We start from the raw sequence: 26322 nt of genomic DNA, 5'->3' as shown, positions 1-26322 counted from the left end.
ACATTCGTATATATACTGTTTTTAGTATATATACGAATGTTTTTTATTATAATAATCGTGATCATTGCTATCTAATATTAGCAAAATATGATAAAATTAGACATGAATATAAATGTAATTTAAGGGGTGAATATATGTTCAATGTTGCAATAATAACTTTAAGTGACAAAGGTTCTAAAGGAGAAAGAAAAGATATAACTGGAGAAAATCTTGTTTATTTTATAAATAATGAAAATAATTATGAAGTTAAATATTATAATATGATTCCCGATGATAAAGTTATGTTGAAAAATGAAATTATAAAACTTTGTGATAGAGATATAGATTTAATATTAACTAATGGAGGAACTGGTTTTTCAAAAAGGGATATAACACCAGAAGCTACAAAAGAGGTTATAGAAAGGGAAATACCAGGTATTAGTGAATATATAAGAATGAAGTCTTCTGAAAAAATTAAAAGAGCTATACTAAGTAGGGGAATTAGTGGAATAAGAAAAAATACAGTTATAATAAACTTGCCAGGAAGCCCTAAAGGTGCTATAGAAAGTATAGAGTTTGTAATAGATGTGATAGGTCATGGAATAGATATATTAAAAGGTGAAGCTACGGAGTGTGCAAATGATAGACAAGTATAATAGAGAGATTGATTATTTAAGAATTTCTTTAACTGATAATTGTAATTTAAGATGTATATATTGTATGCCAAATGATGAGGATTTTAATGGTATAAATAAAATATTAAATTTTGATAATTATAAATTTATAATAAAATGTTTTTCAAAAATTGGTATAAAAAAGATAAGATTCACTGGTGGAGAACCACTTCTTTATGAAAATTTAGACAAGCTTATAAAATATACAAAAGATGAATGTTGTATAGAAGATATTTGTATGACAACAAATGCTATAGGACTATATGATAAAATAGAAAATTTAAAAAACAATGGTCTTAAAAAAATAAATATAAGTATAGATTCTTTAAATGATAATAAATATAAGAAGATAACTAGAGGTGGAGATTTAAAAGAAGTATTAAAAGCACTTAATAAGTGTATTGATTTAAATTTAAAAGTAAAGGTAAACTGTGTTTTAATAAAGGGATTAAATGATGATGAACTTTATGATTTTATAAATATAGCTAAATACAAAAATATAGATGTTAGATTTATAGAATTAATGCCTTTAGGTGAAGGCATCAAAATGTTTGATAAAGGATATATAAATTTAAAAGAAACTTTAGATAAAATAGATATTTTAAAAACTACAAAATACAAAGAAAAAAGTGTAGCATCATATTATAAAATAGATAATTCAAATGGTAGGATAGGTATAATTACTCCAATGAGTTGCTCATTTTGCAATAACTGCAATAGAGTAAGAGTAACATCAAATGGTAGTATTAAGTTATGCTTGCATTCTAGCGAAGAAATAGATATAAAACCTTATTTAAGTGATGGCAATAAATTATTAAATGTTTTAAAAGAAGTTATATATATAAAACCAGAAAAACATAATTTAGTGGAAAATAAAAAGAGTGATACTAAGAGAAATATGTATCAAATCGGAGGTTAATATGCTTACACATATAAATGATAAAGGATATGCTAAGATGGTAGATATAAGTGGTAAAGATGATACTACAAGAAAAGCTATAGCAACATGTAAAATATATATGAATAAAGAAACTATACAAAGAATTAAATTTGGTGGAATAAAAAAGGGAGATGTATTATCTGTAGCTCAAGTTGCAGGTATTATGGGGGCTAAAAATACTCCAATAAATATCCCTATGTGTCATCAGATAAATTTAGTTGGATGTGATTTAGAATTTAATATAGATGAAGAGAAAAACTATATACAAGTATTTGCAACTACTAAATCAGTTGGTAAAACTGGAGTAGAAATGGAAGCTTTAAGTAGTGTGTCAATAGCAGCTCTTACAATATATGATATGTGTAAAGCTATTGATAAATCTATGGTTATAAGTGAAATAAAATTAATAGAAAAAACTGGGGGAAAATCTGGGGATTATAGAATTGATGAATAGAATTTAATTGTGGTATGTATTTTTTAATATATACCATTTATTTTTATATAAAAATAAAAATTATAAAAGAGTAAACTACTATACAAATGGAATTTAATGGTATATAATTAAAATGTGTTAAATAAAAAACAAACTAGGATTTGTTTAAAAACATATTATCAAGGGGGAATACAATATGAGTTATACATTTTTTATGCCAAATGTAAGTTTAATGGGACCAGGATGTGTTAAAAAAATAGCAGAGGAGATAACTTCTAGAGGACTTAAAAAAGCCTTAATAGTATGTGGAAAAAGATCTTCTAAGAGTGAAGAATTCAAAGGGGTAACTGATCTTTTAAAAGAACATAATATAGAATATGTAGTTTATGCAGGCTCTCAACCTAATCCAACAGTTACTAATGTTATGGATGGTGTTGATATATTAAAAGAAAACAATTGTGACTTTGTCATATCTTATGGAGGAGGATCTCCACATGATTGTGCTAAAGGTATAGCTTTAGTTGCAACAAATGGTGGAAATATAAAAGATTATGAAGGAATAAATAAATCTTCAAAACCTCAACTTCCACTTATATCAATAAATACAACAGCAGGAACTGCCTCAGAAATGACCGTATTTTCTATAATAACAGATGAAGAAAGACATGTTAAAATGGCTATAGTTGATAAAAATGTAACACCAATACTTGCAGTAAATGACCCTGAATTAATGGTAAGTATGCCAAAAACTTTAACTGCAGCAACAGGTATGGATGCGTTAACTCATGCAGTAGAAGCATATGTATCAAAAGCAGCAACACCAATTACAGATGCATGTGCTCAAAAGGCTATAGAATTAATAAGTAATAATTTAAGAGATGCTGTAAAAGATGGTAATAATATAGAAGCTAGAGATATGATGGCTTATGCTGAATATTTAGCAGGTATGGCATTTAATTCAGCTTCACTTGGATATGTACACGCTATAGCTCATCAACTTGGAGGGTTTTATAACTTACCACATGGAGTTTGTAATGCAATATTACTTCCAGAAGTGCAAGTATTTAACTCACAAGTAAGTAAAAATAAATTAAGAGATATTGCTAAGTTTATGGGAGTAGATACTAGCAACATGAATGAAGAAGAAGGAGCAAAAGCTTGTATAAAAGCTATAAGAAAATTATCAAAGGACATAGATATTCCTTTAGGACTTAGAGAATTAGGTGTTAAGGAAGAAGACTTTGATATATTAGCTGACAATGCACTTAAAGATGCTTGTGGATTAACTAATCCTATACCAGCAACTCATCAAGATATAAAAGATATATTAACTAAATCAATGGATACTGAAGTTGAATTTGCTTAATATTAAGATATATTTAAAATAAAAAAGACTAGGATAACATCCTAGTCTTTTTATTTTAAATTATCCAACTATACAAATTTCTTTGTCATGGTGATTTAAAATTTCATGACCATCTTTAGTTACTAAAACTAAATCTTCTATTCTAACTCCAAATTCACCTGGTAAGTATATACCTGGTTCAACAGAGAATATCATTCCTTCTTCAACGCAATCAGTATTAACAGAAGATACATCTCCCATATCGTGACATTCAAGACCTATAGAATGACCTGTTCTATGAGTAAAGTATTTACCATATCCTTTTTCAGTTATATAGTCTCTAGCAGCAGCATCTATATCGCAGAATCTAACTCCTGGCTTAACTAAAGCTATAGCTCTTTTGTTGGCTTCAAGAACTATTTCAAATACCTCTCTAGCTTTTTGAGGAACTTCTTTATAAAATACTGTTCTAGTCATATCAGAGCAGTAATGATCTTTTATACAACCTATATCAAGTATTATAGCATCTCCAACATTAACTTTTCTATCTCCAGGTGTACCATGTGGATCAGCACCAGTAGGACCAAAACCTATAATAGGAGAGAAAGAGAATCCATCAGCTCCTAAATCTTCATATATACCTGATAACTTATTAGCAAGTTGTTTTTCAGTTAATTCATCAGATATTAAAGCTTTAAGTTTACTCATTGCCTCATCATTTAAAAGAGAAACTTTTCTCATTAAATCCTTTTCCTCTTCATCTTTAGAAGATCTTAATGTATCTATTATGTAAGATGAATTAACAAACTTATTTTCCTTACATAAATCCATTAAAGCTAATAAAAATCTTGATGGCCAGTTTTTATCAACACCTATAGTACCAGTTTTATCTATATATTTAGAAATGATTTCAATAGGATTTTGAGTATCATTAAACCAAACCATTTCAACCCCTAAATCTTCACTAACAGGGAATAATTCATTTATGAACATTTTGTGATTTCCATTAACATTTAAATATAATGCTAATAGTCTTTCTCCTGGATGTATCATTTTACCAGTTAAATAAAATATTGCATATGGATCACTAACTAACATTTGATCTATGCTATCTGCTTTCATTTTATCAAGGACAGCATTTAGTCTTTGAGTTTTCATATATCCATCTCCCTCTTAAATTGTTAATTTTTACTACAATTAAATTTTACCATAAATTAATATCAAATGGAGAAAAAATTTGCAGGTACTTACATGTTAAGTATTATAATATATTTTCTTTATATAGTATAAGATGCAGGTTAATTATAATACCAGAAATATAAAATAGAGATGAAAAGAAATTAAATATTATATAGATTAAAGAGAATATAAATTTATTAGAAAATATATGAATTTATATTATACATAAAATCGAAAAAATTAGGAATAATTATTAAAAACAAATAAATTAACAAGATATAATATTGATAAATTAAGGCAAATGAAAATAATTATCAATTTTTATTTTGTTTTTATTGATAATTAATATCAATTCTGTTAGTATTATAAATAATAAATGAAAATGATTATCAGTCCAGGAGGTTTATAATGTCTATAAAATGTGATTATTCTTGTAAAAATAATATAAATTCATCGTATATAAAATGGTTATTAGAAATTTTAGGACCAGTAATATTAGGGTCAAAACCATGTGAAATAATAAATATCTCATCTAAAGATAGTAAAGGTAGAGAAAAAATAAAAGATATAAAGAGTTTTTTTAAAGACTGTTCAAAAATATCGTATGAAATTATAAATTTAAATAATGATTCTATAAGAATTTTATTTATAAATAAAGAAGCATTAAATAATGCCTTAATTAATAAAAAGTGTTTAAGTTTTTTAAGATTTTTAGGATATCCAAAAGAGTACAGTATAGATATGTATATGCAAAAACTAATAGAAAAATTGAAAACTAAAGATTTTCCTCATGAAATAGGTATATTTTTAGGATATCCACTTAAAGATGTAGTAGGTTTTATGGGATATGGGAGATATAAATTAAGCAAGATAAATTATTGGAATATATATGGAGATACTGAAATATCAGATAAAGTATATAATAAGTTTTTAGAACATAGAGAAAAAATGAGATCTATTATAGAATTAAATACTTTAGAAACTATAAAAGCTGCGGTTTAATTAAATACTCATACTATTAATTTATATAGAAATTATGATGATATAAAGGATTTATTGGGTATATGTAGAATATGTAAAAATAAATAAAAATCATGACTTAAGGAGGAATTATGACTTATAAATTAATAGTAACAGATATGGATGGAACTTTGCTTAATGGAGAACATGAAATAAGTGATGAAAATAAAAATGTATTAAAAAAAGTAGCTGACAAGGGTATAAAGGTAGCTATAGCAACAGGTAGAATATATGAATCAACTATAAAATATGCAAGAGAATTAGACATTAAAACTCCTATAATATGTTGTAATGGGGCTTTAATAAAAGAAGAAAATGGAAACATAATTTATATAAGTAAAATAGAATATGATTTATGTGCCAATATTATAGATATATTAGAAGATTATAATATATATTATCAATGTTTCACAGATGATACTATATTTACTCCTTATATAAATGAATGGCTTAGAAAGTATCAAATGCAAGAAGATTTAAACATAAAAATAATAGAAAGTAATAATATAAAAGAAATTATAAAAGAAAAAGATATATTAAAATTTTTAATAATAGAAAATGATTTAAGTTTACTTTCTAAAGTTGAAAAGGAATTGAAAAATATTAAAGATATAGAATTAACTAAGTCTTTTTTTGATAATATAGAGATTATGAAAAAAGGTGTTAATAAAGGAAGTGCAGTAGAAAGTTTAGCTAAATATATAGGAGTAGACAAAAGTGAAATTATAACTTTTGGAGACAATCATAATGATTTATCTATGATAATGTATGCTGGTATGGGAGTTGCAATGGGAAATGCTGAAGATATAGTTAAAGAAAATGCTAACTTTATAACTGATAAAAATACTGAAAATGGAGTAGCTAAAGCTTTAAAGAATATATTAAATATAGATTTAAAATAAAAACATAGGTATATTTATACCTATGTTTTTTTGTGAGATTTTAATTTTACATAAAAATAATTTAAAGTTAAATTATTAAATAGATCTTGATTATAGAAATATAAGTTAAATGGTATTTTTTGTACATGATTTATTAGAATTAAATTTAATAAATTAAGCATAATAAAAATAAGTACACTTTAGAAAGGAAGATAAAAAATGACTAATAAGAAAAAACAAAATTTGAGAAAAGTTGAAATTTATAATAACAATAAAGAAGAAATAGCTACTGAATTAGGTATACATGGATATGAAAATACAGAAGTAAATATAAAAATGGCATCTGAAGGAGAATCTAAATATAGTAAAAAAACTATGAATAGAAAAAGTCATATAGAAAATGGAAGTGGCGAATACAAAGGAAAAATGGATATATAATTTAAAAAAGACTATATAAAATTTTGTTAATTTTTTTATTTAGCAAATATTTTATATAGTTTTTTATTTTAAATTTTAATACTTAGAAAACTAACAAAAAATATTGATAGATGATATAATAATATTATATAGAATATAATATTGATAAATATATTAAGTATTAATGGAGGAGTTTATGTTAAAAAGTAATTTTACATTTAAAGGGGAAGAAGATTTAGATATTTATGTATATAAGTATGAGCCTAAAATTAAAGAAAATATAAAGGGGATTGTTCAAATTTCACATGGAATGTCAGAGGAAGCCAAAAGATATGAAAGATTTGCTAGTTTTTTAAATGAAAATGGATATATAGTATATATAAATGATCATAGAGGTCATGGTAAAAGTGTAAAGTCAATTGATGATATGGGAAAATTAGCAGATAAAGATGGACTTAACTGTGTGGTTAAAGATTTATATAAATTAACCAATATAATTAAGAAAGAAAATGATAATTTACCTATATTTTTATTTAGTCATAGCATGGGGTCATTTGCAGCTCAAAAGTATATTATGAATTATAGTAGAGAAATAGATGGAGTTATACTTTCGGGAACTAATGGGTTACACGGTATAGAAGTAGATATAGGATTGATGTTATCAAAAATTTTAATAAGTATAAAAGGAAGAAATAATAAGGCATATTTAATAGATAAGATAGCTTTTGGAGGATTTAATAAAAAATTTAAACCAAATAAAACTGAGTTTGATTGGTTAAGTAGAGATGAAAATGAAGTAAATAAATACATAGATAATAAAAATTGTGGAGTTGTTTTTAGCAATGGATATTTTTATGATTTATTTAAACTATTTAAAGAAATTAAAGATATAAATAATATAGATAAGGTTGATAAGAATTTACCTATATACATATTTGCAGGAGACAAAGATCCAGTTGGAAAATTTGGAAAAGGAATAATTAAGTTGTATGAAAATTATAAAATAGTTGGAATAAAAGATATCAAGTTTAAATTATATAGCGGTGGAAGACATGAAATGTTAAATGAAATAAATAAAGAAGAAGTTATGAAAGATACTATAGAATGGCTTAATTATATAGTATCAAAAACTATGGAAAGTAGTGAAGTGTAGTAAAAATTTAAGTTTGGTTTATATAAAGAAGTTTAAATTTATATGATATTTGGTAAATAAACAATTTAAACTTTGATATTAAAATATCAAAGTTTGTACTAAAAAGTATTTTTTTATGGTAATATATATTTATAGAGTGGATTTCTAAATTATATTTTCATGGGGGGAAGAATATGGGAAACTTTAGAGTTAGAAGATGTCACAAATGCAAGTATACTTTAAAAAGTAAAAACCTTGTTCAACTAAAAGATGGTAAGCCTTTGTGTGAAATATATAAAAATGGTATACCAGATGAAATATTCTTCAAAGGGAAATACTGTAGTAAATTTGAGCTAGCACGTAAATACAACATAGTTCACATGATAGAGAATTTAATTAAGAAATTTAAAAATAGAAAATCACCCAAAGTTAAAAATAAAGATAATAACAAAAAGAGTAGAGTAATATCAATAAATAAAAATTCAAATTAGCAAATAAATTAAATAAGAATTTGAAGCTTCTATAGATGATACATTTATAGAAGTTTTTTTATTTTAAAATAAAAAAATACATCAAATGACAATTATAAGTGTAAAAAATATCACTATATGATAAAAGAAAGAGAAAAATAGCTTAGATACAGTGATACCAATGGTTTTATTACCCAGGTAATATATTTACTAAGGGTTATAGTAGCAGATAATATAATAAATACATATAATAAATTATGTTTTTATTATAAAGGGGAGATATATATGAAAGTAAGGATTAATAATGAATCATCATATATAAGAATTTTAAATGCTACACCAAATAGTAATAAGATAGATATATCTATGAATGATATATCAGTATTTTTAAATGTTGGTTATAAGGAGTTTACTCCATATACGCCTACATTACCTGGAGATTATACTGTAAAGGTTTATGAATATGGAAATCAAGATAAGCTAATACTAGAACAAGATTTAGTTATAGCAGGAGGAAATGTAGGGACTCTAGTTATAACAGGGATATTTCCTAATTTGATGATGCTTGCAGTTTTTGAAGATCCAAATGAAAGCATAGATAATGAAGAATCAAAGTTTAGGATAGCGCATTTATCACCGACTACAGAACCGATAGATTTAACAGTAAATAATGTTAAGATGATAGATGAAATACCTTTTGGAAAGAGAACTAATTATGCACAAGTTCCAAGTGGTATATATGATTTTAATATAAAAGAAAGTGATATGGGGATTTATGAAAATAGAAATAAATTAAGAGTAAATAAAAAGATACAATTAAAAGATAAAAAAATATACACTATATATGTAATTGGAGATATACCTAATATTGAAATTATACAATCTTTGGATGTAGTGACATATATGAATAAATAAATATAGAAATGTCTCAAATATTTGAGACATTTCTTAATATAAATTAATTAGGAGATAAACAAACTATGAATATGTATCGAATAAAAGAAAATTTATTTAAATTTCCTTTAATATACAATACTGTAAAAGCAAATCTAAAGGATGGAGATATATGTAGTGAAGATATAAAATATGGAAACCATAAAAGACAATATTATAGGGTTTTTAATTATAAGGAAAATAATCCTATAATATTTTTTGTACATGGTGGTAGTTGGTGGCATGGTAGTCCTAGAAGGTATTCTTATGTTGGAAAATTTTTTTATAAAAAGGGATATAATGTAGTTTTAATTTCATATAGGCTTGTTCCATATTTTACATACCCAGCACAAATAGATGATATATTTAAAGGGTTTAAGCATTTCCTAAGCAATAAATATGTTAAAGGAAATAGAGATAAGATATATGTTGTTGGATTTTCAGCAGGAGGAGAGCTTGCAGCTAATCTAGTATTTAATAGATATTTTCATAAAAAATATAATATAGATAGAAATATATTTAAAAAATTTGTATCTATATCAGGGGTATTAGATTTTAGCAAATGCACTCAAAGATATGCTAAGGCAATTATAAAAAATTATATAAATAATAAAGATTTTAATTTAAAGAATCCAATTAATTTGATTAAAGGCGATGAACAAATACCTGTACTTTGCATACATGGAAAGCAAGATACACTAATAACCCCTCAGTGTTCTATTAGTTTCATAGAAAAAATTAATAATTCAAAATTAACTAGATTGGTTCTATTAGATAATATGTATCATAGTAATATTTTAAATATAATAAGAGGGAATGAGAGCAAAGAGTCGAAAATAATTTTAGACTTTTTAAACTAGAGAAAAGGGGCAATAAAATTGAAAGAATATAAAAATATACAAAATAGGAACTATCTTGTAGACAATTTAAAAGTTATCTTGATATTTGCAGTTGTATTTGGACATACAATAGAATACTACATAAATCAAAATGACATATTAAGAGGTGCATATATATATATTTATATATTTCATATGCCACTATTTGTATTTATATCTGGGTACTTATCTAAAAAAAGTACAAAATCTAATGAAGATATAGTTAGAAAACTTTTAATACCTTATGTATTTTTTAATACACTTTGGTATAGTGGAGTATATTTAGCTACAGGAATAAATATGTTTTCTATAGTATATCCAGGATGGACTTTATGGTATCTCATTAGCTTATTTTTTTGGAGACTATCACTTAAATATATAACAAATATAAAATTTATAATTCCTATTAGTTTTATATTAGGATTATTGATAGGTTTAGATAAAATGGGCGAAGATTTTTTATCACTATCTAGGACTATAGTATTTTTACCATTTTTTCTTATAGGGTATTACACAAATGAAACTTATTTAAAAAAGATGAATAATATTAATAAAGGTATTGGGAGTTTTATAGTTATTATATTTATAATAATAGCTATGTATATAGCAAAATATGAAATAATAGATTATAAATTTTTATACAATTCTCATGCATATGATACTAATAATCTTAGTGTGCTTGAAGGTATTATATCAAGAATTATATTATATATATCTTCAATTATACTTAGTGTGGGAGTAATAAGCTTAATGCCATCTAAGAAGGTTTTTTATAGTAAATATGGTAAAAACACCATGAATGTATATGTATTTCATATATATTTAATTGTAATTGTATTAGGAATTATACCGAAATGGGATATTAACTTAATTTCAAATATTATAATACTTATAAGTCCAGTTATAATATTTACTATACTATCATTGGAATTTGTAAAAAAAATATATGATTTTATATTTAATCCTATTAATAATATATTTGGATATATTTTAAATTTAATAAAAAGTTTATATTATAAAATTGTAAAAATATAAATATCAAAAATAATAGACGGGTAAATACCCGTCTTATAAAAGGAGAATGATAAATGCTAAGTTGCTAAAATGCAATATAACTGATTATAGTTTAGACAGTAAATTTAAAAATATACATAGTGTATAGATTATAAAAAGCAAAAATGCTATAATATTCAAAATATAATATAAATTGTAAACAAAGGGGAATCATATGAAAAAAATAATTAAAATAATTATAATAGCTATGTCTATTATAACTTTAGGTTTAATGATAGGATGTTCTAAGGAGGCTATAAGCAGTAAGGCAGTTACAAATGAACCTTTAAATCCTCCAAAAGAATTACCTATAGCTACTATAAAAGTAAAAGACTTTGGAATTATAGAAGCTGAATTATATCCTCATTTAGCACCTAATACTGTAAATAACTTTATAGAACTAGCAAATAATAAGTTTTATGATGGATTGATATTTCATAGAGTAGTAAAAGATTTTGTTATACAAGGTGGAGATCCTGAAGGAACTGGAATCGGTGGACCTGGATATTTTATTAAAGGAGAGTTTGAAGACAATGCATTTAAAAATGATATAAAACATGAAAGAGGAGTGTTATCTATGGCTAGGAGTCAACATCCAGATTCAGCTGGGAGTCAGTTTTTTATAGTAACTAAAGATTCACCAAGTTTAAATAAGCAATATGCTGCTTTTGGAAAAGTTATAAAAGGTATGGATGTAGTAGATAAAATAGAAGTTGTAAAAGTTGACAATCAAGAAAAACCAATTAAAAATGTTGTTATAGAAAGTATTAGAGTTGATACAAAAGGAATTGAATACAAAAAGACTGAAAAAATAAAACAATAAAACAAGGGCATTTTATATGCCCTTATTTTTATTTCATAATATAAGTAATATGAAAACTATTGAAAATGCATTAATAAATAGTATACTATAGAAGAATAATTTAAATTATTAGGAGAAATAGTATGGATATATTAAGTAAAAGACAAAAAGATATATTACAATATACCTTTTTATTATTTTTAATAGTATTAACCACTTATATTGTATTAACTACATTAGACATAAGTATATTGCCAGATATTATAAAAATAATTGATTTTAAATACATATTATTAGGGTTTGGATTAGTTTTATTATACATAGTTTTGGAAGGATATATTATAAGAATAATATTAAATTCTATACATAATACAAAGTGTAAACTTTTAGGATTTAAGGTTGGAGCAATAGGGTTATACTACAACTTAGTAACTCCATTAGCGTCTGGAAGTCAACCTATGCAAGTTTATGTACTCAATAAATTTAATGTACCTATTAGTAAAGCAATAGCTGTAATAGTTAATAAGACTGTAGTATTTCAAACTATAGTCACTGTATATACGGGAGTATTATTACTTACAAATTGTATTTATTTAAAAAATCAAATGAATTCTATAATGCTATTAATATCTACAGGGATGATTATGAATATAATAATGCTGAGTTTTGGATTTTTAATAATATATAATCCTAAAAAAACTAAATTTATAGTTAATTTAATTTTAGACATATTAAAAAAAATTAAGATTTTAAAAAAAATAGAAAATAAGAGAAAAAATATTGATAAATTTATAGATGAATATTATTATTCTGTGATGCTATTTTTAAAAGATAAAAAGAACTTAACAAAAGTATTTATACTTACTATAATTCAATTAACTTTCCATTTTAGTATAGCATATTGTATATACAAATCTTTTAACTTAACTTCAGCATCATTTATACAAATGGTAGCATTACAAGCTTTTTTATATATGGCTGTATCACCAGTTCCAACACCTGGAAATGTAGGAGCAAATGAAATTGCATTTTTTACAATTTTTAAAGGTATATTTCCTAAAAATTTAATAGGATATTCTGTGTTTATATATGGAATATTCGTATATTACTTTATATTACTATTTTGTGGAATATGTACGATTATAATTCATTATAAAATTAAAAAATGCAAGGCAAGTTAGATTAAATATAGAAAAAATTATAAGTTTAAAATAAACATCTTATGGACATTCTAATATTAAACGATATAAAAAGGAAGGTAATTATATGTCCAATAAAAAAAATATTCATATAAAAAAAGAAGAAATAGATAATAATCCAAAAGTAAAAGAATTATTAAAAGAAAATAATAGTACAGAAGAAATAGCAAATGAAATATCTCAAAACAAAAAGATAGCAGATATATTAGGAAATAGATTAGCAAGTAAGAATTTTTTTCCTCCATGCTAAATCAATTTTAAGGAGTGAAGCATATGACAGAAAATAGATTTAAAAAAGGACAATATGATAATGCTTTACAATATACAAAAGATATTTTAAGTAATAGTTCATCTATACATGAGATAATAATTAAAAATAACATAAAAGAACAAGTTAGCAAAAATTTAAAAAGCGATATATATAATAAAAAATAGATAAAAAGCTCTTACATATTTATAATGTAAGAGCTTTTTAGTTTGAATCCGGATTATTTATTAAAAAATTCAAAAAAAAATTCGTGTTTTATATTGATAAAAATATAAAAGATGTTATAATTAACTTATAAACACGAATATTAATTATTAATTTGACTATTAATATACGATAAATAAGGGGGAGAAATTAATTTATGAATGATAAAAATTCAGTTATCTATCAATTAGACGGTAGGCCTAGATTAAAAGAAGCTATACCTTTAGGATTACAGCATGTGCTTGCAATGTTTGTTGGTAATGTAACACCACTAATAATAATTTCTGGAGCTCTTGGGCTTAGTTTAGAAGATAAAACTATGTTGGTTCAATGCGCTATGTTAGTATCAGGATTGGTAACTTTAGTTCAATGTTATAGGATAGGACCGTTTGGAGCAAGACTTCCTATAGTTATGGGAACTAGTTTTGGATTTGTATCAGTTGCAACTGCAGTAGGCAGTAAATATGGATATGAAGGTATATTAGGGGCTTGCTTAGCTGGAAGTATGATTGAGATATTATTTGGTACATATGTAAAAAAAATAAGAAAGTTTTTCCCTCCAGTTGTAACAGGTACTGTAGTATTAGCAATTGGAATATCTTTATTACCTACAGGAATTAATTATTTTGCAGGAGGGGTTGGAGCAAGGGATTTTGGATCTATATCTAACTTATTGTTGGGAAGTATAGTATTAATAACAGTATTATTCTGTAAGCAATACACAAAAGGAATAACTAGTATTGCATCAATATTAATAGGGCTTTTAGTAGGATATATAGTAGCTATACCTATGGGTAAAATAGATTTTTCTCAAATAGCTCAAATGTCTTTAGTTTCTATACCTACACCACTACAATTTGGATTTGAATTTCATATAGATGCTATATTTGCATTTGTATGTATGTTTATAGTATCAGGAGTTGAAACTGTTGGAGATATAACAGCTATAGCTCATTCTGGAATAGGTCGTGATGCTAAGGATGAGGAAATATCAGGAGGAGTAATGGCTGATGGATTTGGAAGTATGATATCAGCACTATTTAATTCTATGCCAACTACATCATTTGGGCAAAATGTAGGACTTATAGCTATGACTAAAGTTATAAATAGACATGTAGTTGCAACAGGAGCTATATTTTTAATACTAGCTGCAATATTCCCTAAATTTGGAGCTATAATATCTTTAATGCCATCGAGTGTATTAGGAGGAGCAAGTGTAATGATGTTTGCTATGATTGCGGTAAGTGGAATAAAGCTTATAACATCAGAGCCTTTAAATAACAGAAACAGTACGATAGTTGCAGTAGCACTAGGTATTGGAGTGGGATTATCTTTAGTTCCTGATGTATTATCTAAAATGCCAGAATCTATAAAACTTATATTTGGAGATTCAGGACTTATAGTAGTTGCTATTATAGCTATATTTTTAAATATAGTATTACCTAAAGAAGATACAGAATTAAAAACTAAAATAGAAGTTGGAAATTCTAGTACACAAGTTTCATAAAATAAGTTTAAAAATTAAATTGTAAAATAATATAAAAAACTCCTAAAATTTAATTTATATATAAGTAAAAATAAATTTTAGGAGTTTTTCTATGAAAATACATTTTTAGGCTATAGTTATTAATACTTTTCCTTATATATTTGTTTTAACAAATATATAAGGAAAAGTATTAAGTATGTTATAATTAATGAAAAATTATATAAATAAAATGGACAATTAATAGGGAGGAAGAGTATGTTTACACTTACTGAAATAGTACAGCCAAGCACATTAGAAGAAGCCTACTCAATACTAGTTAAAAGGAAGAATAATCAAATCCTTGGAGGAACAGCTTTTTTGAGAATGGGTAATAAAAGAATAGGGACAGGTATAGAACTTTCAAATTTAAATCTAGATTATATAAAAGAAGATGAAAAATTTGTAGAAATAGGTTCCATGACTACACTTAGAAGCTTAGAAACTAGTGATATTATAAATAATAATTTTAGTATATTAAAAGATGCTGTTAGAGATATAATTGGGGTTCAATTTAGAAATGTAGTAACAGTAGGTGGGAGTGTATTCTCAAAGTATGGCTTTTCTGATTTAATAGTAGCACTACTTTGCTTAGACACAGAAATTGAAACTTATAAAGGCGGAAGGATACCTTTAGATGAGTTTTTAAATAAAGGATACGAAAAAGATATATTAACTAAAATATATATAAAGAAAAATAATAAAAAAGCAGTTTACAAATCTATGAGAAATGCTAAAAGTGATTATCCAATACTTAATGTGTCTGTATCTAAAATAGACAATAACTTTAAAATATGTGTAGGTGCAAGGCCACAAAGAGCTAAAGTAGCAATAAAAGCTAGTGGATTTTTATCAAACAACGAAATAAATGATAAAAATATTGATATTGCTTTAGATATGATGGTAGATGAAATTAGATTTGGTTCTAATATGAGAGCATCAAAAGAATATAGGCTACAAATAAGTAAGGTATTAGTTAAAAGAGCAATCATGGAGGTTACAAAATGCTAGTAGAACTTAAAGTAAATGGAAAATTAAGAAAGCTTGATATAGAGCCAGAAGAGTATTTAGTAGATAGCTTAAGAAAACTAGGGAACTTAAGTATAAAAAGAGGCTGTGATACAGGATGTTGTGGACTTTGTTCTATTTGGATAGATAAAAAACCTACATTATCTTGTGCAACATTAACAGTTAGAGCTTTAAATAAAGAGATAACAACTATAGAAGGATTAGAAAAAGAAGCTAGTGAATTTGCTGAAATTTTAGTTAATGAAGGCGCAGAACAATGTGGTTTTTGTTCTCCAGGATTTATAATGACAGTTTTAGCTATGAAAGAAGAACTTAACAATCCTACAGAAGAAGAGATAATACATTACTTAACTGGAAATTTATGTAGATGTACAGGGTATATGGGACAATTAAGAGCAATCAAAAGATATCTGGGGGTAAAGTAAATGAAAATAGTTGGAAAAGGAATACATAAAATAGATGGAATGGCTATAGCTACAGGAAAACCAGTTTATACTGACGATTTGGCAGCTAAAGATGCTTTAGTAGTGAAAATATTAAGAAGCCCACATGCATATGCAAAAATAAAAAATATAGATACTTCAAGAGCATTAAAAATAGATGGAGTTGAATGTGTTTTAACTTATAAAGATGTTCCCAATAATAGATTTACACTAGCAGGACAATCATATCCAGAACCATCTCCTTATGATAGATTAATTCTTGAAGATACTGTTAGATATATTGGAGATGAAGTTGCTATAATTGCGGCAATAGATGAAAAAACTGCTGTAAAAGCTATGAAAATGATAAAGGTTGAATATGAAGTTTTAAAACCTGTAATAGATATGGAAAAAGCTATAGATAATGAAGTAGTAGTACATGATGAAGATGTCCACTGTAATTTTGATATAGGTATGGAAAGAACAAGAAACATAGTATCAAAACACTTATATGAAAAAGGCAACATAGAAGAAGAATTAGAAAAATGTGATTTAGTAGTTGAAGAAACATATTATACTCAAGCTCAAGCCCATGCTATGATGGAAACTTATAGAGCATATAACTATTTAGATCATAATGGCAGATTAGTAGTAGTTAGTTCTACTCAAATTCCATTTCATGTAAGAAGACATCTATCTAGAGCTTTAAATATACCTTCAAGTAAAATAAGAGTTATAAAGCCGAGAATAGGAGGAGGATTTGGTGGTAAGCAAACTGCTTGTGTTGAAATATTCTCAGCTATAGTAACACTTAAGACAGGTAAACCTGCAAAATTAATATATGATAGAAAAGAAACTTTTAACTGTTCTACAAGTAGACATGCAATGAAATTAACTGTAAGAATGGGAGCTACTAAAGAAGGAGTAATAAAAGTTATAGATATAGATGCATTATCTGATACAGGAGCATATGGAGAACATGCTTCAACTACATTTGGTTTAGTTGGAGAAAAAACTATGCCAATGTATAATAAGTTAACTGCATCAAGATTTAAAGGTAATGTAGTATATACAAACAAAATGCCAGCTGGAGCACTTAGAGGTTATGGTGCAACTCAAGGATGTTTTGCTGTAGAATCAACTATAAATGTTTTAGCTCATAAGTTAAATATGGATCCAACTGAAATAAGACTTAAAAATATAGTTAAAGAAGGGGAAACTAGTTTTGCTTATAATAAAACATTAAATAGTGTAGATTTAGTAAATTGTATAAAAAAAGGTAAAGAACTTATAAAATGGGATGAAAAATATCCTTCTAAAAAAATGGATAATGGTAAAATTAGAAGTGTAGGAATGGCACTTACTATGCAAGGATCTGGTATTGCAGGAATAGATACTGCCAGTGCAGAAATTAGGTTAAATGATGATGGAAATTATACATTATTAATAGGATCAACAGATATGGGAACGGGAAGTGATACAATACTTTCTCAGATGGCTTGTGAAATACTTGAAACTTCTATGGAGAAAATAAATGTTATATCTGCAGATACTGATGTAGTTCCATATGATCCAGGTTCATATGCATCATCTACTACATATGTAACAGGTATGGCAGTTGTCAAAGCAGCTACTAAGCTTCGTGAAAAGATAATCGAAGTTGGAGCTAAAAGACTTGGCATAGATAAAGAATATGCTGAATTTGATGGAGAGTATGTGCACAGTGAATGCGATAAAATATCTGTGTTTGATATAGCTGTTGACTTTACAGTTGGCCCAGAAAAAGAGCAATTAATAGGTTATGCTTCTCATGGAAGTGAAGTATCTCCACCACCTTTTATAGCAGGATTTGTTGAAACTGAAATGGATATAGAAACAGGAAAATATAAGATATTAGATTATGTAGCAGTTGTAGATTGCGGAACAGTTATAAATAAAAAACTAGCTAAAATTCAAGTTGAAGGTGGAATAGTTCAAGGTATAGGTATGGCCATGTTTGAAGAAGTTAGACATACGGATAATGGACAAATGGATACAAATACATTTATGCAGTATAAAATACCTGCTAGATGTGATGTTGGTAATGTAATAGTTGATTTTGTAGAAACTCATGAGCCAACAGGCCCATTTGGAGCTAAATCTGTAGGAGAGGTAGTTATAAATACACCATTACCAGCTATACAAGAAGCTGTTTATAATGCTTGCAAAGTTAGGGTAAATAAACTACCTATAACACCTGAGAAAGTATTTTTAGGAATGAATAAATAATATAAAAAAGTTAGGATATACATCCTAACTTTTTTATTAACAGTCAATCCAAGTAGATTTACCTGTATATATAAACTCTGTATGCTTACATTTAGGGCATACATATATTTCAAACATTAAGTGTTCTTCAACGTCAAATATAGCTTTAAAAAAACCTCTATTAGCTTCTTGTGAATCAAATCTATACTCTTTTAAGAATTTAATTTCAGTATTACATCTTAGACATTTCATATGATTACCCCCTAAATAATTGTTAAAATAATTATAAACTATATATTTGTGTAATTGGTTTCAATATAGTTACATATAATTAAAAGATAAAATAGAGGATTGTAGATAAATTTGTAGTATATAAAATTCTAATAAATACATATCTTCAAATTTAATTTTATATAAATTGAAAAGAGGGATATTATGAGTAGAGAACATGATGTAGTTAAGTCAAGTCATAGAGCATACACTAAAAATTCATTGATAAAAGATTTTAAAAGTATTGGTATTAAAAAAGGGATGACCATAATAGTTCACTCATCACTTAGTTCTATAGGGTGGGTTTGTGGAGGACCTATAGCCGTTATAGATGCACTTATAGAGGTTATAGGAGAAGATGGAAATATAGTTATGCCTAGTCATAGTGGAGATTACTCTGAGCCTTCTTATTGGTGCAATCCTGAAGTACCAAAAGAATGGTATGAAATTATTAGAGAAGAGATGCCAGCATTTAACCCAAAAACAACTCCATGTAGAGGTATGGGAATAATAGCCGAGACTTTTATTAAATATGAAGGAGTTAAGAGAAGTTACCATCCACAAGTATCATTTAGTGCTTATGGCAAGGATAAAAATTTTATAATTGAAAATCATAGTTTAGAATATGGATTGTCAGAAAATTCACCAATTGCTAGACTATATGATTTAGATGCATATGTATTATTACTTGGAGTACCATATGATAATAATACATCGTTTCATTTAAGTGAATATAGAAGTGAATGTAGAGAAAAATTTATATCTGGAGCTCCTATATTTGAGAATGGTAAAAGAATTTGGAAAGAGTTTTATGATTTGGAATTAGATTCTGATGGTTTTGGGTACATAGGAGAGTTATTTGAAAAAAATTATAAAGTTGTAAATTATAAAATAGGCAATGCTAATTGTAAGCTATTTTCTCAAAGAGAATGTGTAGATTTTGCAACAAAATTTTTATCACAAAAAAGTTAAAAGATTATGAAAATTATGGGAATTAAGATATAGAAATGGTTAAATTTATGTTATACTTATAATAATATAGGGAAATGGGGGATATTAATGAAAAATATAGATTTAAGTAAACTAAGTATAGTAGATGATTTTAATTTACTTAATAGTCTAGTTGCAATGAGTAAAGTTTACAAAAATATAGAAGATAAGGATATACCTAGAATTGAAGAATACATACAAAATAAATTTACAGATAAAGAATTACTAGAAATAGGTTTAGAGATAGTGAAAAACAAACAAAATAATATGAGTTATGAAGATATAGAATATATAGCTAAAAAAAAGTTAAATGAATATATGGATAAAAAGGATGCACAAAGAGAAGCATTAAAAGTTTAAATACTATATAAAAATAAAAAAACTATACGAAAATTTAAATTTTCGTATAGTTTTTTTATTTATTATATTTCTGTAGTATTAACTTTATTATCATCATAGCTTACCCAGTCACTAAAACTACCAGTATAAAGCTTATGTTTAATACCTGCCTCACTAAGTGCTAAACTATTAGGACAAGCTGTTACACCAGAACCACAGTAAACTATGACTTCATTATAATCATTTAATTTACTAAAGTGTCTTTTTAGTTCATCTACAGATTTTAATTTAAAACTATCATCTTTTTTATCTAATATATCCATCCAAAAGTAATTTAAGGCACTAGGAATATGACCGGCTCTTTTGTCAACTGGTTCAAACTCTCCTAAATATCTTTTATGATCTCTAGAATCAACTATAGCTACACCATCTTTATATAATCTTTCTTTTACATAATTCATATCAACTCTCATAGAGTCATTTACCTTAACTTCAAAAGAACCTTTTTTAACATTAGGTATTTTATCATCAGTATTACCGCCAATTTTTATAAACTCATTTATTCCACCATTTAATACATAAACTTCACTGTGGCCTAAATACTTTAATATCCACCATAATCTAGATGGACCAGCTAAATCACCTTCATCATAACAAACTATTAAAGAATCATTGCTTATACCTAAGTTTTCAAATGTATTTTTTAAGTTCTCTGAATCAGGGATTGGATGTCTACCACCATGAGTTTTGACTTCACTAGATAGTTCAGTTTCTAAATCTACTCTTACTGCACCTTTTATATGATTTTTTTCATAACTTCTTTTTCCATATTCTTTATCCATTAAATCAAATCTACAATCGACTATAACTAAATTTTCATTATTTAAATTTTCTTTCAACCATTTAGCATCAACTAAGTTTGTCATAAAATTTCCTCCTAAGTATATATTAATTAGGTAATGGTTTTCATACCATTACCTAATTAATATATACTTAGATTGAAGAAATTTCAATACATTATAAAATTTACTTAAAATACTGAAAATAATAACTTTTTTAGATTTCTAAAAAAACGTTTAACTTATTGGGATAATGTGTTAGAATGTTTACAAGAAAAGAAACCTTGTATACTAAATACAGCAAGATACTATTCGTGACAATTAGGAGGTTAAGAGATGAAATTTTCTTCAAGAATAAAATCAGTAGAAGCTTCAACTATAATGGAGCTATTAACTTATGCAGCACAAGCTAAAAAACAAGGAAAAAAAGTATATCATTTAAATATAGGGCAACCGGATATAAAGACTCCAGAAAACTTTTTTGAAGCTATATCTAATGACAGGGAAAACGTATTAGAGTATGCTTTATCAGAAGGGTTACCAGAACTTAGAGAAGCTATACAAAAGTATTATAAAGAATATGATATAAACTTTGATATAGAAGATATATTAATATTAAATGGTGGTAGTGAAGCTTTATTTTTCACTATGATAACATTATGTAATGAAGGGGACAATATATTAGTACCTGAACCATTTTACTCAAACTATAACAGCTTTGCAAATGCAGTTGGAGTTGAAATAAAACCTATAACTACACTTGCAGAAAACGGATTCCATTTACCTGATAAAGAGGAAATCGTATCTAAAATAGATTCAAATACTCGTGCTATATTATTCTCAAATCCAGGAAATCCAACTGGAGTAGTTTACACTAAAGAAGAGATAAAAATGATATCTGATATAGCTAAGGAAAATGATTTATGGATAATAGCAGATGAAGTTTACAGAGAGTTTGTTTATGAGGGTGAATATACTAGCTTAGGTAATGTTAAAGAAGTAGAAGATAGAGTTATAATAGTAGATAGTGTATCTAAGAGATATAGTGCATGTGGAGCTAGAATAGGTTCACTAGCTTCTAAAAATAAAGAATTTATGGGTGAAATATTAAAACTTTGTCAAGCTAGGTTATCAGTTCCTACATTAGAACAAGTTGGAGCGGTAGAACTTTACAAAACTCCAAACTCTTATTTAAAAGAAGTAAATGAAGAATACAGAGAAAGAAGAGATGTATTATATAATGAGCTTATAAAAGTACCTGGAGTTATATGTAAAAAACCAACAGGAGCATTTTATATAGTTGCTAAATTACCAGTAAAAAGTGCTGATGATTTTGTTAAATGGATGCTAAGTGATTTTGAAATAGATGGAGAAACTGTAATGCCTTGTCCAGCAGAAGGATTCTATAAAACAGAAGGTCTTGGAGTTGATGAGATAAGACTTGCTTACATATTAAACAAAGAAGACTTATCTAAGGCTGCTAAGATATTAAAAGAAGGATTAGAAGCTTACTTAAATTTAAATAAGTAAATTATAAAAGACTTATACATTTGTATAAGTCTTTTTAATTATGAAAATACTATGATATAGCAAAATATGTATCTTGTACAGTTTTATAGAGTAGTATAAGAATTAATTTTTTGAATAGATTTGATATGAGGTGATTTTTTGAATATTAAACTATTTTTGCAATTATCATGTGGTATTTTCTGGATTATGGCTTATATAATAATAATTTATAAAAGTTTTAAAGATAAAACTTGTGGTACGCCTTTTTTTGCATTAGCCCTTAATTTAGCTTGGGAATTTACATTTAGCTTTATATATCCACCAGAAAATTTATTAATGGCTAGAATTATGTTCATTTTATGGTTAATTCTTGATTTAATAATATTATATACATTTTTTAAGTATGGATATAAAAATTTAAAATGTAAAAATCTTATAACTAAGAAAGGACTATATATATTTTCTATACTAGCCATATTATTTTCAATAATATTTGTAATTTTATTTGTTAATGATATTTCGATTTTATATAAAAATAATATAATTCAAGCATCAGGATTTATTGCAAATTTACAAAATTTAATTATGTCTATATTGTTTGTAGATATGATTTTAAATAGAGGAAATACTTTAGGTCAATCAATATTTATAGCACTTTTTAAGTGGATTGGAACTTTAGCTATAGTCATTTTAAAATTTTCCAATATGTTACCATCAACAAATACAGAATTATTTATGATAATGTTAATTCAAGTATTCGACATAATTTATATATATTTAATTTTAAAAATGTCTAATAGAAAATCTAATTGAAACTTTAGACAAATTAATATAAAATTTAAAATATATAAAATGTATTTTGGGGAGGGGATTATATGTCTAATCAAGTTTTTGATAAGGGAGTAAATAGAATAGGCACAAATTCGGTTAAATACGATAAATATAAAGAAAATTTTAATACAGATAGGGATGATATAATTCCTATGTGGATTGCTGATATGGACTTTGAAACTTGTGATGAAATAACAAAAGCATTAAGTAAAAAGTTATCAGCTGGAAATCTTGGTTATGATACAGTAAAAGGTTATAAAGAAGCTGTAGTTAATTGGATGAAGAAAAGACACGATTTAGATATAAATATAGAAGATGTAGTATATACACCTGGAACTATAACATCTATAAACTTTTTACTTAAAATTCTTGTAAAAGAAAATGATAAAGTATTAGTACAATCACCTGTATATCATTCTTTCTTTAGAATATTAAATGAAAATAAATGTGACATAATTCAAAGTGAATTATTAATAAATAATAATAGATATGAAATAGATTTTGATGAATTTGAAAGAAAAATATCTACAGGAGTTAAGATGTTTATATTATGCAATCCTCATAACCCTATAGGTAGAGTATGGACGTTAGAGGAACTTGAAAGAATAGTAGAAATATGTGAAAGCTACAAAGTATTTATAATAAGTGATGAAATGCACTCTGATTTAGTATTTAAAGGATATAAACATAATTCTTTAACAAAAGTAGCTCCATATTATAAAGATAATATAGTTACTTTAACAGCACCTAGCAAAACGTTTAACTTAGCTGGATTATATATATCAAATACCATTATAACTAATGAAATTTTGAGAAATGAATATAAAAAATTATTTTCAACAGATCCTAATGTACTTGGTGCTGAAGCTTTAATAGCAGCGTATAATAAAGGAGGGTCTTGGCTTGATGAACTTCTTGACTACATTGAAAATAATTATAACTATGTAGTTAAATATATAAGTGAAAATATACCTAAGATTAAAGTAATAAAACAAGAAGGAACTTTCTTAACTTGGCTAGATTGCAGAAATTTAGGTTTAGATGATGAAGATTTAGCAAGATTTTTTATAGATAAAGCAGGACTAGCATTAAGTAGTGGAATTGGATTTGGCAATGGTGGAAGTGGATTTATGAGAATGAATATAGGTTGTTCTATATCAACTATTAAAGAAGCTTTAAATAGAATTAAAAAAGCAGTAGATAATATATAAATACTGGAGGAGTATATGCTAAAAAAATTACTAGAGATAAAAGAAAAAGATATTATAACTGTTGTTGGAGCAGGAGGAAAAACTTCTTTGATAACCTATTTAACTAAAGAATTCTCTAGTGATTATAAAGTTTTATTAACTACTACAACTAAGATATATTTACCTAAGAAAAGTGATTACAATAATATTATATTAATTGGCGATAGTAATACCCTTATTGTTAATAAGGGTATTACTATTTGTGGTAAATATATAAATAAAGAAAAAAAGGTAGTAGGTTTAAACTTTAATGAACTAGATAATATATTAAACAAATTTGATATAAGTTTTATAGAAGGTGATGGTTCTAAAAGAAAAAAACTAAAAGGATGGAGAGAAGATGAACCATTAGTACATCCTATGACAACTAAAAATATAGGTATAGTAGATATAAGTTCATTTAATATGGATATAAATAATGAAAATATACACAGACTAGAAAAGTTTTTAAGTATATGTGGTAATTATACTGATAAAGTTAACTTAGAAAATCTTAAAAATATAATTTTGCATAAAGACGGTTTATTTAAAAATTCAGTAGGTGAAAAAATACTATATATAAATAAAGTTGATGGTAAATTTAAAGAGGTTTTAGCTAAAGATTTAATAAAACTTATAAAAAAGGAAGATGACAGCATGAAAATAATATATGGCAGTTTGACTAAAAATTATTACACGAAAGGATAATTATGATAAATGCAATAGTAATGGCATCCGGCTTTTCAACTAGAATGGGTAAAAATAAATTATTAATGGTATATAGAGGGAAAACTATTATTGAAAACACTTTAGATGTATTGAAAAAATGTAATTTTAAAGAAATTATAGTAGTAAGTCAATATAAAGAAGTTTTAAGTATAGCAAGTAAATATAATTTTAAAACAGTATTAAATAAAAAAGCTTACTTAGGGCAAAGCGAATCTATAAAATTCGGAATAAAAAATAGTAGTGAATGTGATGGATATATGTTTTTTGTAGGAGATCAACCCCTATTAAATAAAATGGATATAGATAATCTTATAAAGTGTTTTAAGGATGATAATAAATATATAATAATTCCTAAATATGAGAATAAAAAAGGTAATCCAGTTATATTTCCTAGCTGTTTGAAAAATAAACTATTAATGTTAAAAAATGACGAAAAAGGTAAGAAAGTAATAAGCGAGTATGATAAAATAAAATATATACATGTACAAAAAGAAACTTTATTAGATATAGATACTAAAAATGATTATGAGAACCTAATAAATATATACAACAGTTAGTG

At 25.7% G+C, this 26322-nt stretch carries 30 protein-coding genes; 27 read left to right on the top strand and 3 right to left on the bottom strand.

The genetic code is table 11. The annotated features are described in order from the left end of the window. Positions 1 to 134 precede the first annotated feature (134 nt). From ABFX13_RS07015 to yiaY, 4 genes are all read left to right on the top strand, one after another. A complete protein-coding gene (locus ABFX13_RS07015) occupies positions 135 to 635 on the top strand; it encodes a MogA/MoaB family molybdenum cofactor biosynthesis protein (protein WP_187005568.1) in 501 nt (166 codons plus the stop codon). Then, entirely contained in the window at positions 619 to 1572 is a 954-nt protein-coding gene (gene moaA, locus ABFX13_RS07010; RefSeq protein WP_346044279.1) for a GTP 3',8-cyclase MoaA, read from the top strand. The genes ABFX13_RS07015 and moaA overlap by 17 nt, the downstream gene beginning before the upstream one ends. A 1-nt stretch (position 1573) precedes the next feature. Beyond that, complete coding sequence (gene moaC, locus ABFX13_RS07005) at positions 1574 to 2047, top strand: cyclic pyranopterin monophosphate synthase MoaC (RefSeq protein WP_187005566.1); 474 nt, start codon at positions 1574 to 1576, stop codon at positions 2045 to 2047. Between the two features lie 175 nt (positions 2048 to 2222). After that, a complete protein-coding gene (gene yiaY, locus ABFX13_RS07000; RefSeq protein WP_346044276.1) occupies positions 2223 to 3392 on the top strand; it encodes an L-threonine dehydrogenase in 1170 nt (389 codons plus the stop codon). A 60-nt stretch (positions 3393 to 3452) separates the two neighbouring features. Here the strand turns inward: yiaY and ABFX13_RS06995 are convergent, their stop codons facing one another. Further along, positions 3453 to 4529, bottom strand: coding sequence for a M24 family metallopeptidase (locus ABFX13_RS06995; RefSeq protein WP_346044274.1), 1077 nt, complete (start codon positions 4527 to 4529; stop codon positions 3453 to 3455). A 429-nt stretch (positions 4530 to 4958) separates the two neighbouring features. On the opposite strand from ABFX13_RS06995, the gene ABFX13_RS06990 reads away from it, so the two are divergent. The 16 genes from ABFX13_RS06990 to ABFX13_RS06915 all read left to right on the top strand — a co-directional run bounded on the left by ABFX13_RS06990 (position 4959) and on the right by ABFX13_RS06915 (position 19048). Then, positions 4959 to 5552, top strand: a complete 594-nt coding sequence (locus tag ABFX13_RS06990) for a DUF3793 family protein (RefSeq protein WP_346044272.1) — start codon at positions 4959 to 4961, stop codon at positions 5550 to 5552. 110 nt (positions 5553 to 5662) lie between these two features. Continuing rightward, positions 5663 to 6472 carry a Cof-type HAD-IIB family hydrolase gene (locus tag ABFX13_RS06985; protein ID WP_346044270.1) on the top strand — a complete coding sequence of 270 codons (810 nt, stop codon included), beginning with the start codon at positions 5663 to 5665 and terminating at the stop codon, positions 6470 to 6472. Positions 6473 to 6670: 198 nt separating this feature from the next. Then, positions 6671 to 6889, top strand: a complete 219-nt coding sequence (locus ABFX13_RS06980) for a hypothetical protein (protein ID WP_346044267.1) — start codon at positions 6671 to 6673, stop codon at positions 6887 to 6889. Between the two features lie 175 nt (positions 6890 to 7064). Further along, on the top strand, positions 7065 to 8021 hold the full coding sequence (locus ABFX13_RS06975) for an alpha/beta fold hydrolase (protein WP_346044265.1): 957 nt from the start codon (positions 7065 to 7067) through the stop codon (positions 8019 to 8021). A gap of 173 nt (positions 8022 to 8194) precedes the next feature. Then, on the top strand, positions 8195 to 8491 hold the full coding sequence (locus ABFX13_RS06970) for a hypothetical protein (protein ID WP_346044263.1): 297 nt from the start codon (positions 8195 to 8197) through the stop codon (positions 8489 to 8491). Between the two features lie 264 nt (positions 8492 to 8755). After that, on the top strand, positions 8756 to 9385 hold the full coding sequence (locus ABFX13_RS06965) for a DUF4397 domain-containing protein (RefSeq protein ID WP_346044261.1): 630 nt from the start codon (positions 8756 to 8758) through the stop codon (positions 9383 to 9385). A gap of 65 nt (positions 9386 to 9450) precedes the next feature. Next, the gene (locus tag ABFX13_RS06960) at positions 9451 to 10263 is read left to right on the top strand and encodes an alpha/beta hydrolase fold domain-containing protein (RefSeq protein WP_346044259.1); all 813 of its coding nucleotides are present in this window, start codon (positions 9451 to 9453) and stop codon (positions 10261 to 10263) included. 18 nt (positions 10264 to 10281) lie between these two features. Next, positions 10282 to 11316 carry an acyltransferase family protein gene (locus ABFX13_RS06955; RefSeq protein WP_346044256.1) on the top strand — a complete coding sequence of 345 codons (1035 nt, stop codon included), beginning with the start codon at positions 10282 to 10284 and terminating at the stop codon, positions 11314 to 11316. Positions 11317 to 11509: 193 nt separating this feature from the next. Then, positions 11510 to 12157, top strand: coding sequence for a peptidylprolyl isomerase (locus ABFX13_RS06950; RefSeq protein WP_346044254.1), 648 nt, complete (start codon positions 11510 to 11512; stop codon positions 12155 to 12157). A 122-nt stretch (positions 12158 to 12279) separates the two neighbouring features. Beyond that, positions 12280 to 13317, top strand: a complete 1038-nt coding sequence (locus tag ABFX13_RS06945) for a lysylphosphatidylglycerol synthase transmembrane domain-containing protein (RefSeq protein ID WP_346044252.1) — start codon at positions 12280 to 12282, stop codon at positions 13315 to 13317. Between the two features lie 85 nt (positions 13318 to 13402). Beyond that, positions 13403 to 13585 carry a hypothetical protein gene (locus ABFX13_RS06940; RefSeq protein ID WP_346044250.1) on the top strand — a complete coding sequence of 61 codons (183 nt, stop codon included), beginning with the start codon at positions 13403 to 13405 and terminating at the stop codon, positions 13583 to 13585. A 23-nt stretch (positions 13586 to 13608) separates the two neighbouring features. Continuing rightward, a complete protein-coding gene (locus ABFX13_RS06935; RefSeq protein ID WP_346044248.1) occupies positions 13609 to 13770 on the top strand; it encodes a hypothetical protein in 162 nt (53 codons plus the stop codon). A 194-nt stretch (positions 13771 to 13964) separates the two neighbouring features. Beyond that, a complete protein-coding gene (locus tag ABFX13_RS06930) occupies positions 13965 to 15314 on the top strand; it encodes a uracil-xanthine permease family protein (protein WP_346044246.1) in 1350 nt (449 codons plus the stop codon). A 234-nt stretch (positions 15315 to 15548) separates the two neighbouring features. Next, complete coding sequence (locus ABFX13_RS06925; protein WP_346044244.1) at positions 15549 to 16340, top strand: FAD binding domain-containing protein; 792 nt, start codon at positions 15549 to 15551, stop codon at positions 16338 to 16340. Then, on the top strand, positions 16334 to 16783 hold the full coding sequence (locus ABFX13_RS06920; protein ID WP_346044241.1) for a (2Fe-2S)-binding protein: 450 nt from the start codon (positions 16334 to 16336) through the stop codon (positions 16781 to 16783). The genes ABFX13_RS06925 and ABFX13_RS06920 overlap by 7 nt, the downstream gene beginning before the upstream one ends. After that, complete coding sequence (locus tag ABFX13_RS06915) at positions 16784 to 19048, top strand: xanthine dehydrogenase family protein molybdopterin-binding subunit (protein WP_346044239.1); 2265 nt, start codon at positions 16784 to 16786, stop codon at positions 19046 to 19048. It abuts the gene before it with no gap. Positions 19049 to 19084: 36 nt separating this feature from the next. On the opposite strand, the gene ABFX13_RS06910 is transcribed toward ABFX13_RS06915, so the two are convergent. After that, positions 19085 to 19279, bottom strand: coding sequence for a zinc ribbon domain-containing protein (locus tag ABFX13_RS06910; RefSeq protein WP_346044237.1), 195 nt, complete (start codon positions 19277 to 19279; stop codon positions 19085 to 19087). Positions 19280 to 19462: 183 nt separating this feature from the next. On the opposite strand from ABFX13_RS06910, the gene ABFX13_RS06905 reads away from it, so the two are divergent. Both ABFX13_RS06905 and ABFX13_RS06900 read left to right on the top strand, forming a co-directional pair. After that, complete coding sequence (locus tag ABFX13_RS06905; protein WP_346044235.1) at positions 19463 to 20269, top strand: AAC(3) family N-acetyltransferase; 807 nt, start codon at positions 19463 to 19465, stop codon at positions 20267 to 20269. A gap of 87 nt (positions 20270 to 20356) precedes the next feature. Continuing rightward, positions 20357 to 20647, top strand: coding sequence for a hypothetical protein (locus ABFX13_RS06900; RefSeq protein WP_346044233.1), 291 nt, complete (start codon positions 20357 to 20359; stop codon positions 20645 to 20647). A 62-nt stretch (positions 20648 to 20709) separates the two neighbouring features. Here ABFX13_RS06900 and ABFX13_RS06895 read toward each other — a convergent pair whose 3' ends face one another. Then, the gene (locus ABFX13_RS06895; RefSeq protein ID WP_346044231.1) at positions 20710 to 21552 is read right to left on the bottom strand and encodes a sulfurtransferase; all 843 of its coding nucleotides are present in this window, start codon (positions 21550 to 21552) and stop codon (positions 20710 to 20712) included. 249 nt (positions 21553 to 21801) lie between these two features. Between ABFX13_RS06895 and ABFX13_RS06890 the strand changes: the two genes are divergently transcribed. The 5 genes from ABFX13_RS06890 to mocA all read left to right on the top strand — a co-directional run bounded on the left by ABFX13_RS06890 (position 21802) and on the right by mocA (position 26320). Next, complete coding sequence (locus ABFX13_RS06890; RefSeq protein WP_346044229.1) at positions 21802 to 22995, top strand: pyridoxal phosphate-dependent aminotransferase; 1194 nt, start codon at positions 21802 to 21804, stop codon at positions 22993 to 22995. A gap of 138 nt (positions 22996 to 23133) precedes the next feature. Beyond that, a complete protein-coding gene (locus ABFX13_RS06885) occupies positions 23134 to 23787 on the top strand; it encodes a transmembrane-type terpene cyclase (protein ID WP_346044228.1) in 654 nt (217 codons plus the stop codon). Positions 23788 to 23849: 62 nt separating this feature from the next. Beyond that, positions 23850 to 25016 carry a MalY/PatB family protein gene (locus ABFX13_RS06880; protein ID WP_346044227.1) on the top strand — a complete coding sequence of 389 codons (1167 nt, stop codon included), beginning with the start codon at positions 23850 to 23852 and terminating at the stop codon, positions 25014 to 25016. A 15-nt stretch (positions 25017 to 25031) separates the two neighbouring features. Then, positions 25032 to 25742, top strand: a complete 711-nt coding sequence (yqeC, locus tag ABFX13_RS06875; protein WP_346044225.1) for a selenium cofactor biosynthesis protein YqeC — start codon at positions 25032 to 25034, stop codon at positions 25740 to 25742. A gap of 2 nt (positions 25743 to 25744) precedes the next feature. Further along, positions 25745 to 26320 (top strand): molybdenum cofactor cytidylyltransferase, encoded by a 576-nt coding sequence (mocA, locus tag ABFX13_RS06870; protein WP_346044223.1) that lies wholly within the window; start codon positions 25745 to 25747, stop codon positions 26318 to 26320. Positions 26321 to 26322: the final 2 nt, after the last annotated feature.

The sequence above is a fragment of the Paraclostridium tenue genome, from assembly GCF_039521565.1.
GTDB classification, from domain to species: Bacteria; Bacillota; Clostridia; order Peptostreptococcales; family Peptostreptococcaceae; genus Paraclostridium; species Paraclostridium tenue.
This window is presented reverse-complemented; position numbering and strand designations above follow the sequence as displayed.

Excerpts from the sequence above, each read along its gene's own strand:
- ABFX13_RS06965 (WP_346044261.1), top strand. The coding sequence starts at position 8,756 with ATGAAAGTAAGGATTAATAATGAATCATCATATATAAGAATTTTAAAT.
- ABFX13_RS06895 (WP_346044231.1), bottom strand. The coding sequence starts at position 21,552 with ATGACAAACTTAGTTGATGCTAAATGGTTGAAAGAAAATTTAAATAAT.
- moaC (WP_187005566.1), top strand. The coding sequence starts at position 1,574 with ATGCTTACACATATAAATGATAAAGGATATGCTAAGATGGTAGATATA.
- ABFX13_RS06935 (WP_346044248.1), top strand. The coding sequence starts at position 13,609 with ATGACAGAAAATAGATTTAAAAAAGGACAATATGATAATGCTTTACAA.
- ABFX13_RS06950 (WP_346044254.1), top strand. The coding sequence starts at position 11,510 with ATGAAAAAAATAATTAAAATAATTATAATAGCTATGTCTATTATAACT.
- ABFX13_RS06930 (WP_346044246.1), top strand. The coding sequence starts at position 13,965 with ATGAATGATAAAAATTCAGTTATCTATCAATTAGACGGTAGGCCTAGA.
- yqeC (WP_346044225.1), top strand. The coding sequence starts at position 25,032 with ATGCTAAAAAAATTACTAGAGATAAAAGAAAAAGATATTATAACTGTT.
- ABFX13_RS06910 (WP_346044237.1), bottom strand. The coding sequence starts at position 19,279 with ATGAAATGTCTAAGATGTAATACTGAAATTAAATTCTTAAAAGAGTAT.
- ABFX13_RS06905 (WP_346044235.1), top strand. The coding sequence starts at position 19,463 with ATGAGTAGAGAACATGATGTAGTTAAGTCAAGTCATAGAGCATACACT.
- ABFX13_RS06900 (WP_346044233.1), top strand. The coding sequence starts at position 20,357 with ATGAAAAATATAGATTTAAGTAAACTAAGTATAGTAGATGATTTTAAT.
- ABFX13_RS06970 (WP_346044263.1), top strand. The coding sequence starts at position 8,195 with ATGGGAAACTTTAGAGTTAGAAGATGTCACAAATGCAAGTATACTTTA.
- ABFX13_RS06945 (WP_346044252.1), top strand. The coding sequence starts at position 12,280 with ATGGATATATTAAGTAAAAGACAAAAAGATATATTACAATATACCTTT.
- ABFX13_RS06925 (WP_346044244.1), top strand. The coding sequence starts at position 15,549 with ATGTTTACACTTACTGAAATAGTACAGCCAAGCACATTAGAAGAAGCC.
- yiaY (WP_346044276.1), top strand. The coding sequence starts at position 2,223 with ATGAGTTATACATTTTTTATGCCAAATGTAAGTTTAATGGGACCAGGA.
- ABFX13_RS06990 (WP_346044272.1), top strand. The coding sequence starts at position 4,959 with ATGTCTATAAAATGTGATTATTCTTGTAAAAATAATATAAATTCATCG.
- ABFX13_RS07015 (WP_187005568.1), top strand. The coding sequence starts at position 135 with ATGTTCAATGTTGCAATAATAACTTTAAGTGACAAAGGTTCTAAAGGA.
- ABFX13_RS06980 (WP_346044267.1), top strand. The coding sequence starts at position 6,671 with ATGACTAATAAGAAAAAACAAAATTTGAGAAAAGTTGAAATTTATAAT.
- mocA (WP_346044223.1), top strand. The coding sequence starts at position 25,745 with ATGATAAATGCAATAGTAATGGCATCCGGCTTTTCAACTAGAATGGGT.
- ABFX13_RS06995 (WP_346044274.1), bottom strand. The coding sequence starts at position 4,529 with ATGAAAACTCAAAGACTAAATGCTGTCCTTGATAAAATGAAAGCAGAT.
- ABFX13_RS06960 (WP_346044259.1), top strand. The coding sequence starts at position 9,451 with ATGAATATGTATCGAATAAAAGAAAATTTATTTAAATTTCCTTTAATA.
- ABFX13_RS06920 (WP_346044241.1), top strand. The coding sequence starts at position 16,334 with ATGCTAGTAGAACTTAAAGTAAATGGAAAATTAAGAAAGCTTGATATA.
- ABFX13_RS06915 (WP_346044239.1), top strand. The coding sequence starts at position 16,784 with ATGAAAATAGTTGGAAAAGGAATACATAAAATAGATGGAATGGCTATA.
- ABFX13_RS06985 (WP_346044270.1), top strand. The coding sequence starts at position 5,663 with ATGACTTATAAATTAATAGTAACAGATATGGATGGAACTTTGCTTAAT.
- moaA (WP_346044279.1), top strand. The coding sequence starts at position 619 with ATGATAGACAAGTATAATAGAGAGATTGATTATTTAAGAATTTCTTTA.
- ABFX13_RS06880 (WP_346044227.1), top strand. The coding sequence starts at position 23,850 with ATGTCTAATCAAGTTTTTGATAAGGGAGTAAATAGAATAGGCACAAAT.
- ABFX13_RS06890 (WP_346044229.1), top strand. The coding sequence starts at position 21,802 with ATGAAATTTTCTTCAAGAATAAAATCAGTAGAAGCTTCAACTATAATG.
- ABFX13_RS06940 (WP_346044250.1), top strand. The coding sequence starts at position 13,403 with ATGTCCAATAAAAAAAATATTCATATAAAAAAAGAAGAAATAGATAAT.
- ABFX13_RS06975 (WP_346044265.1), top strand. The coding sequence starts at position 7,065 with ATGTTAAAAAGTAATTTTACATTTAAAGGGGAAGAAGATTTAGATATT.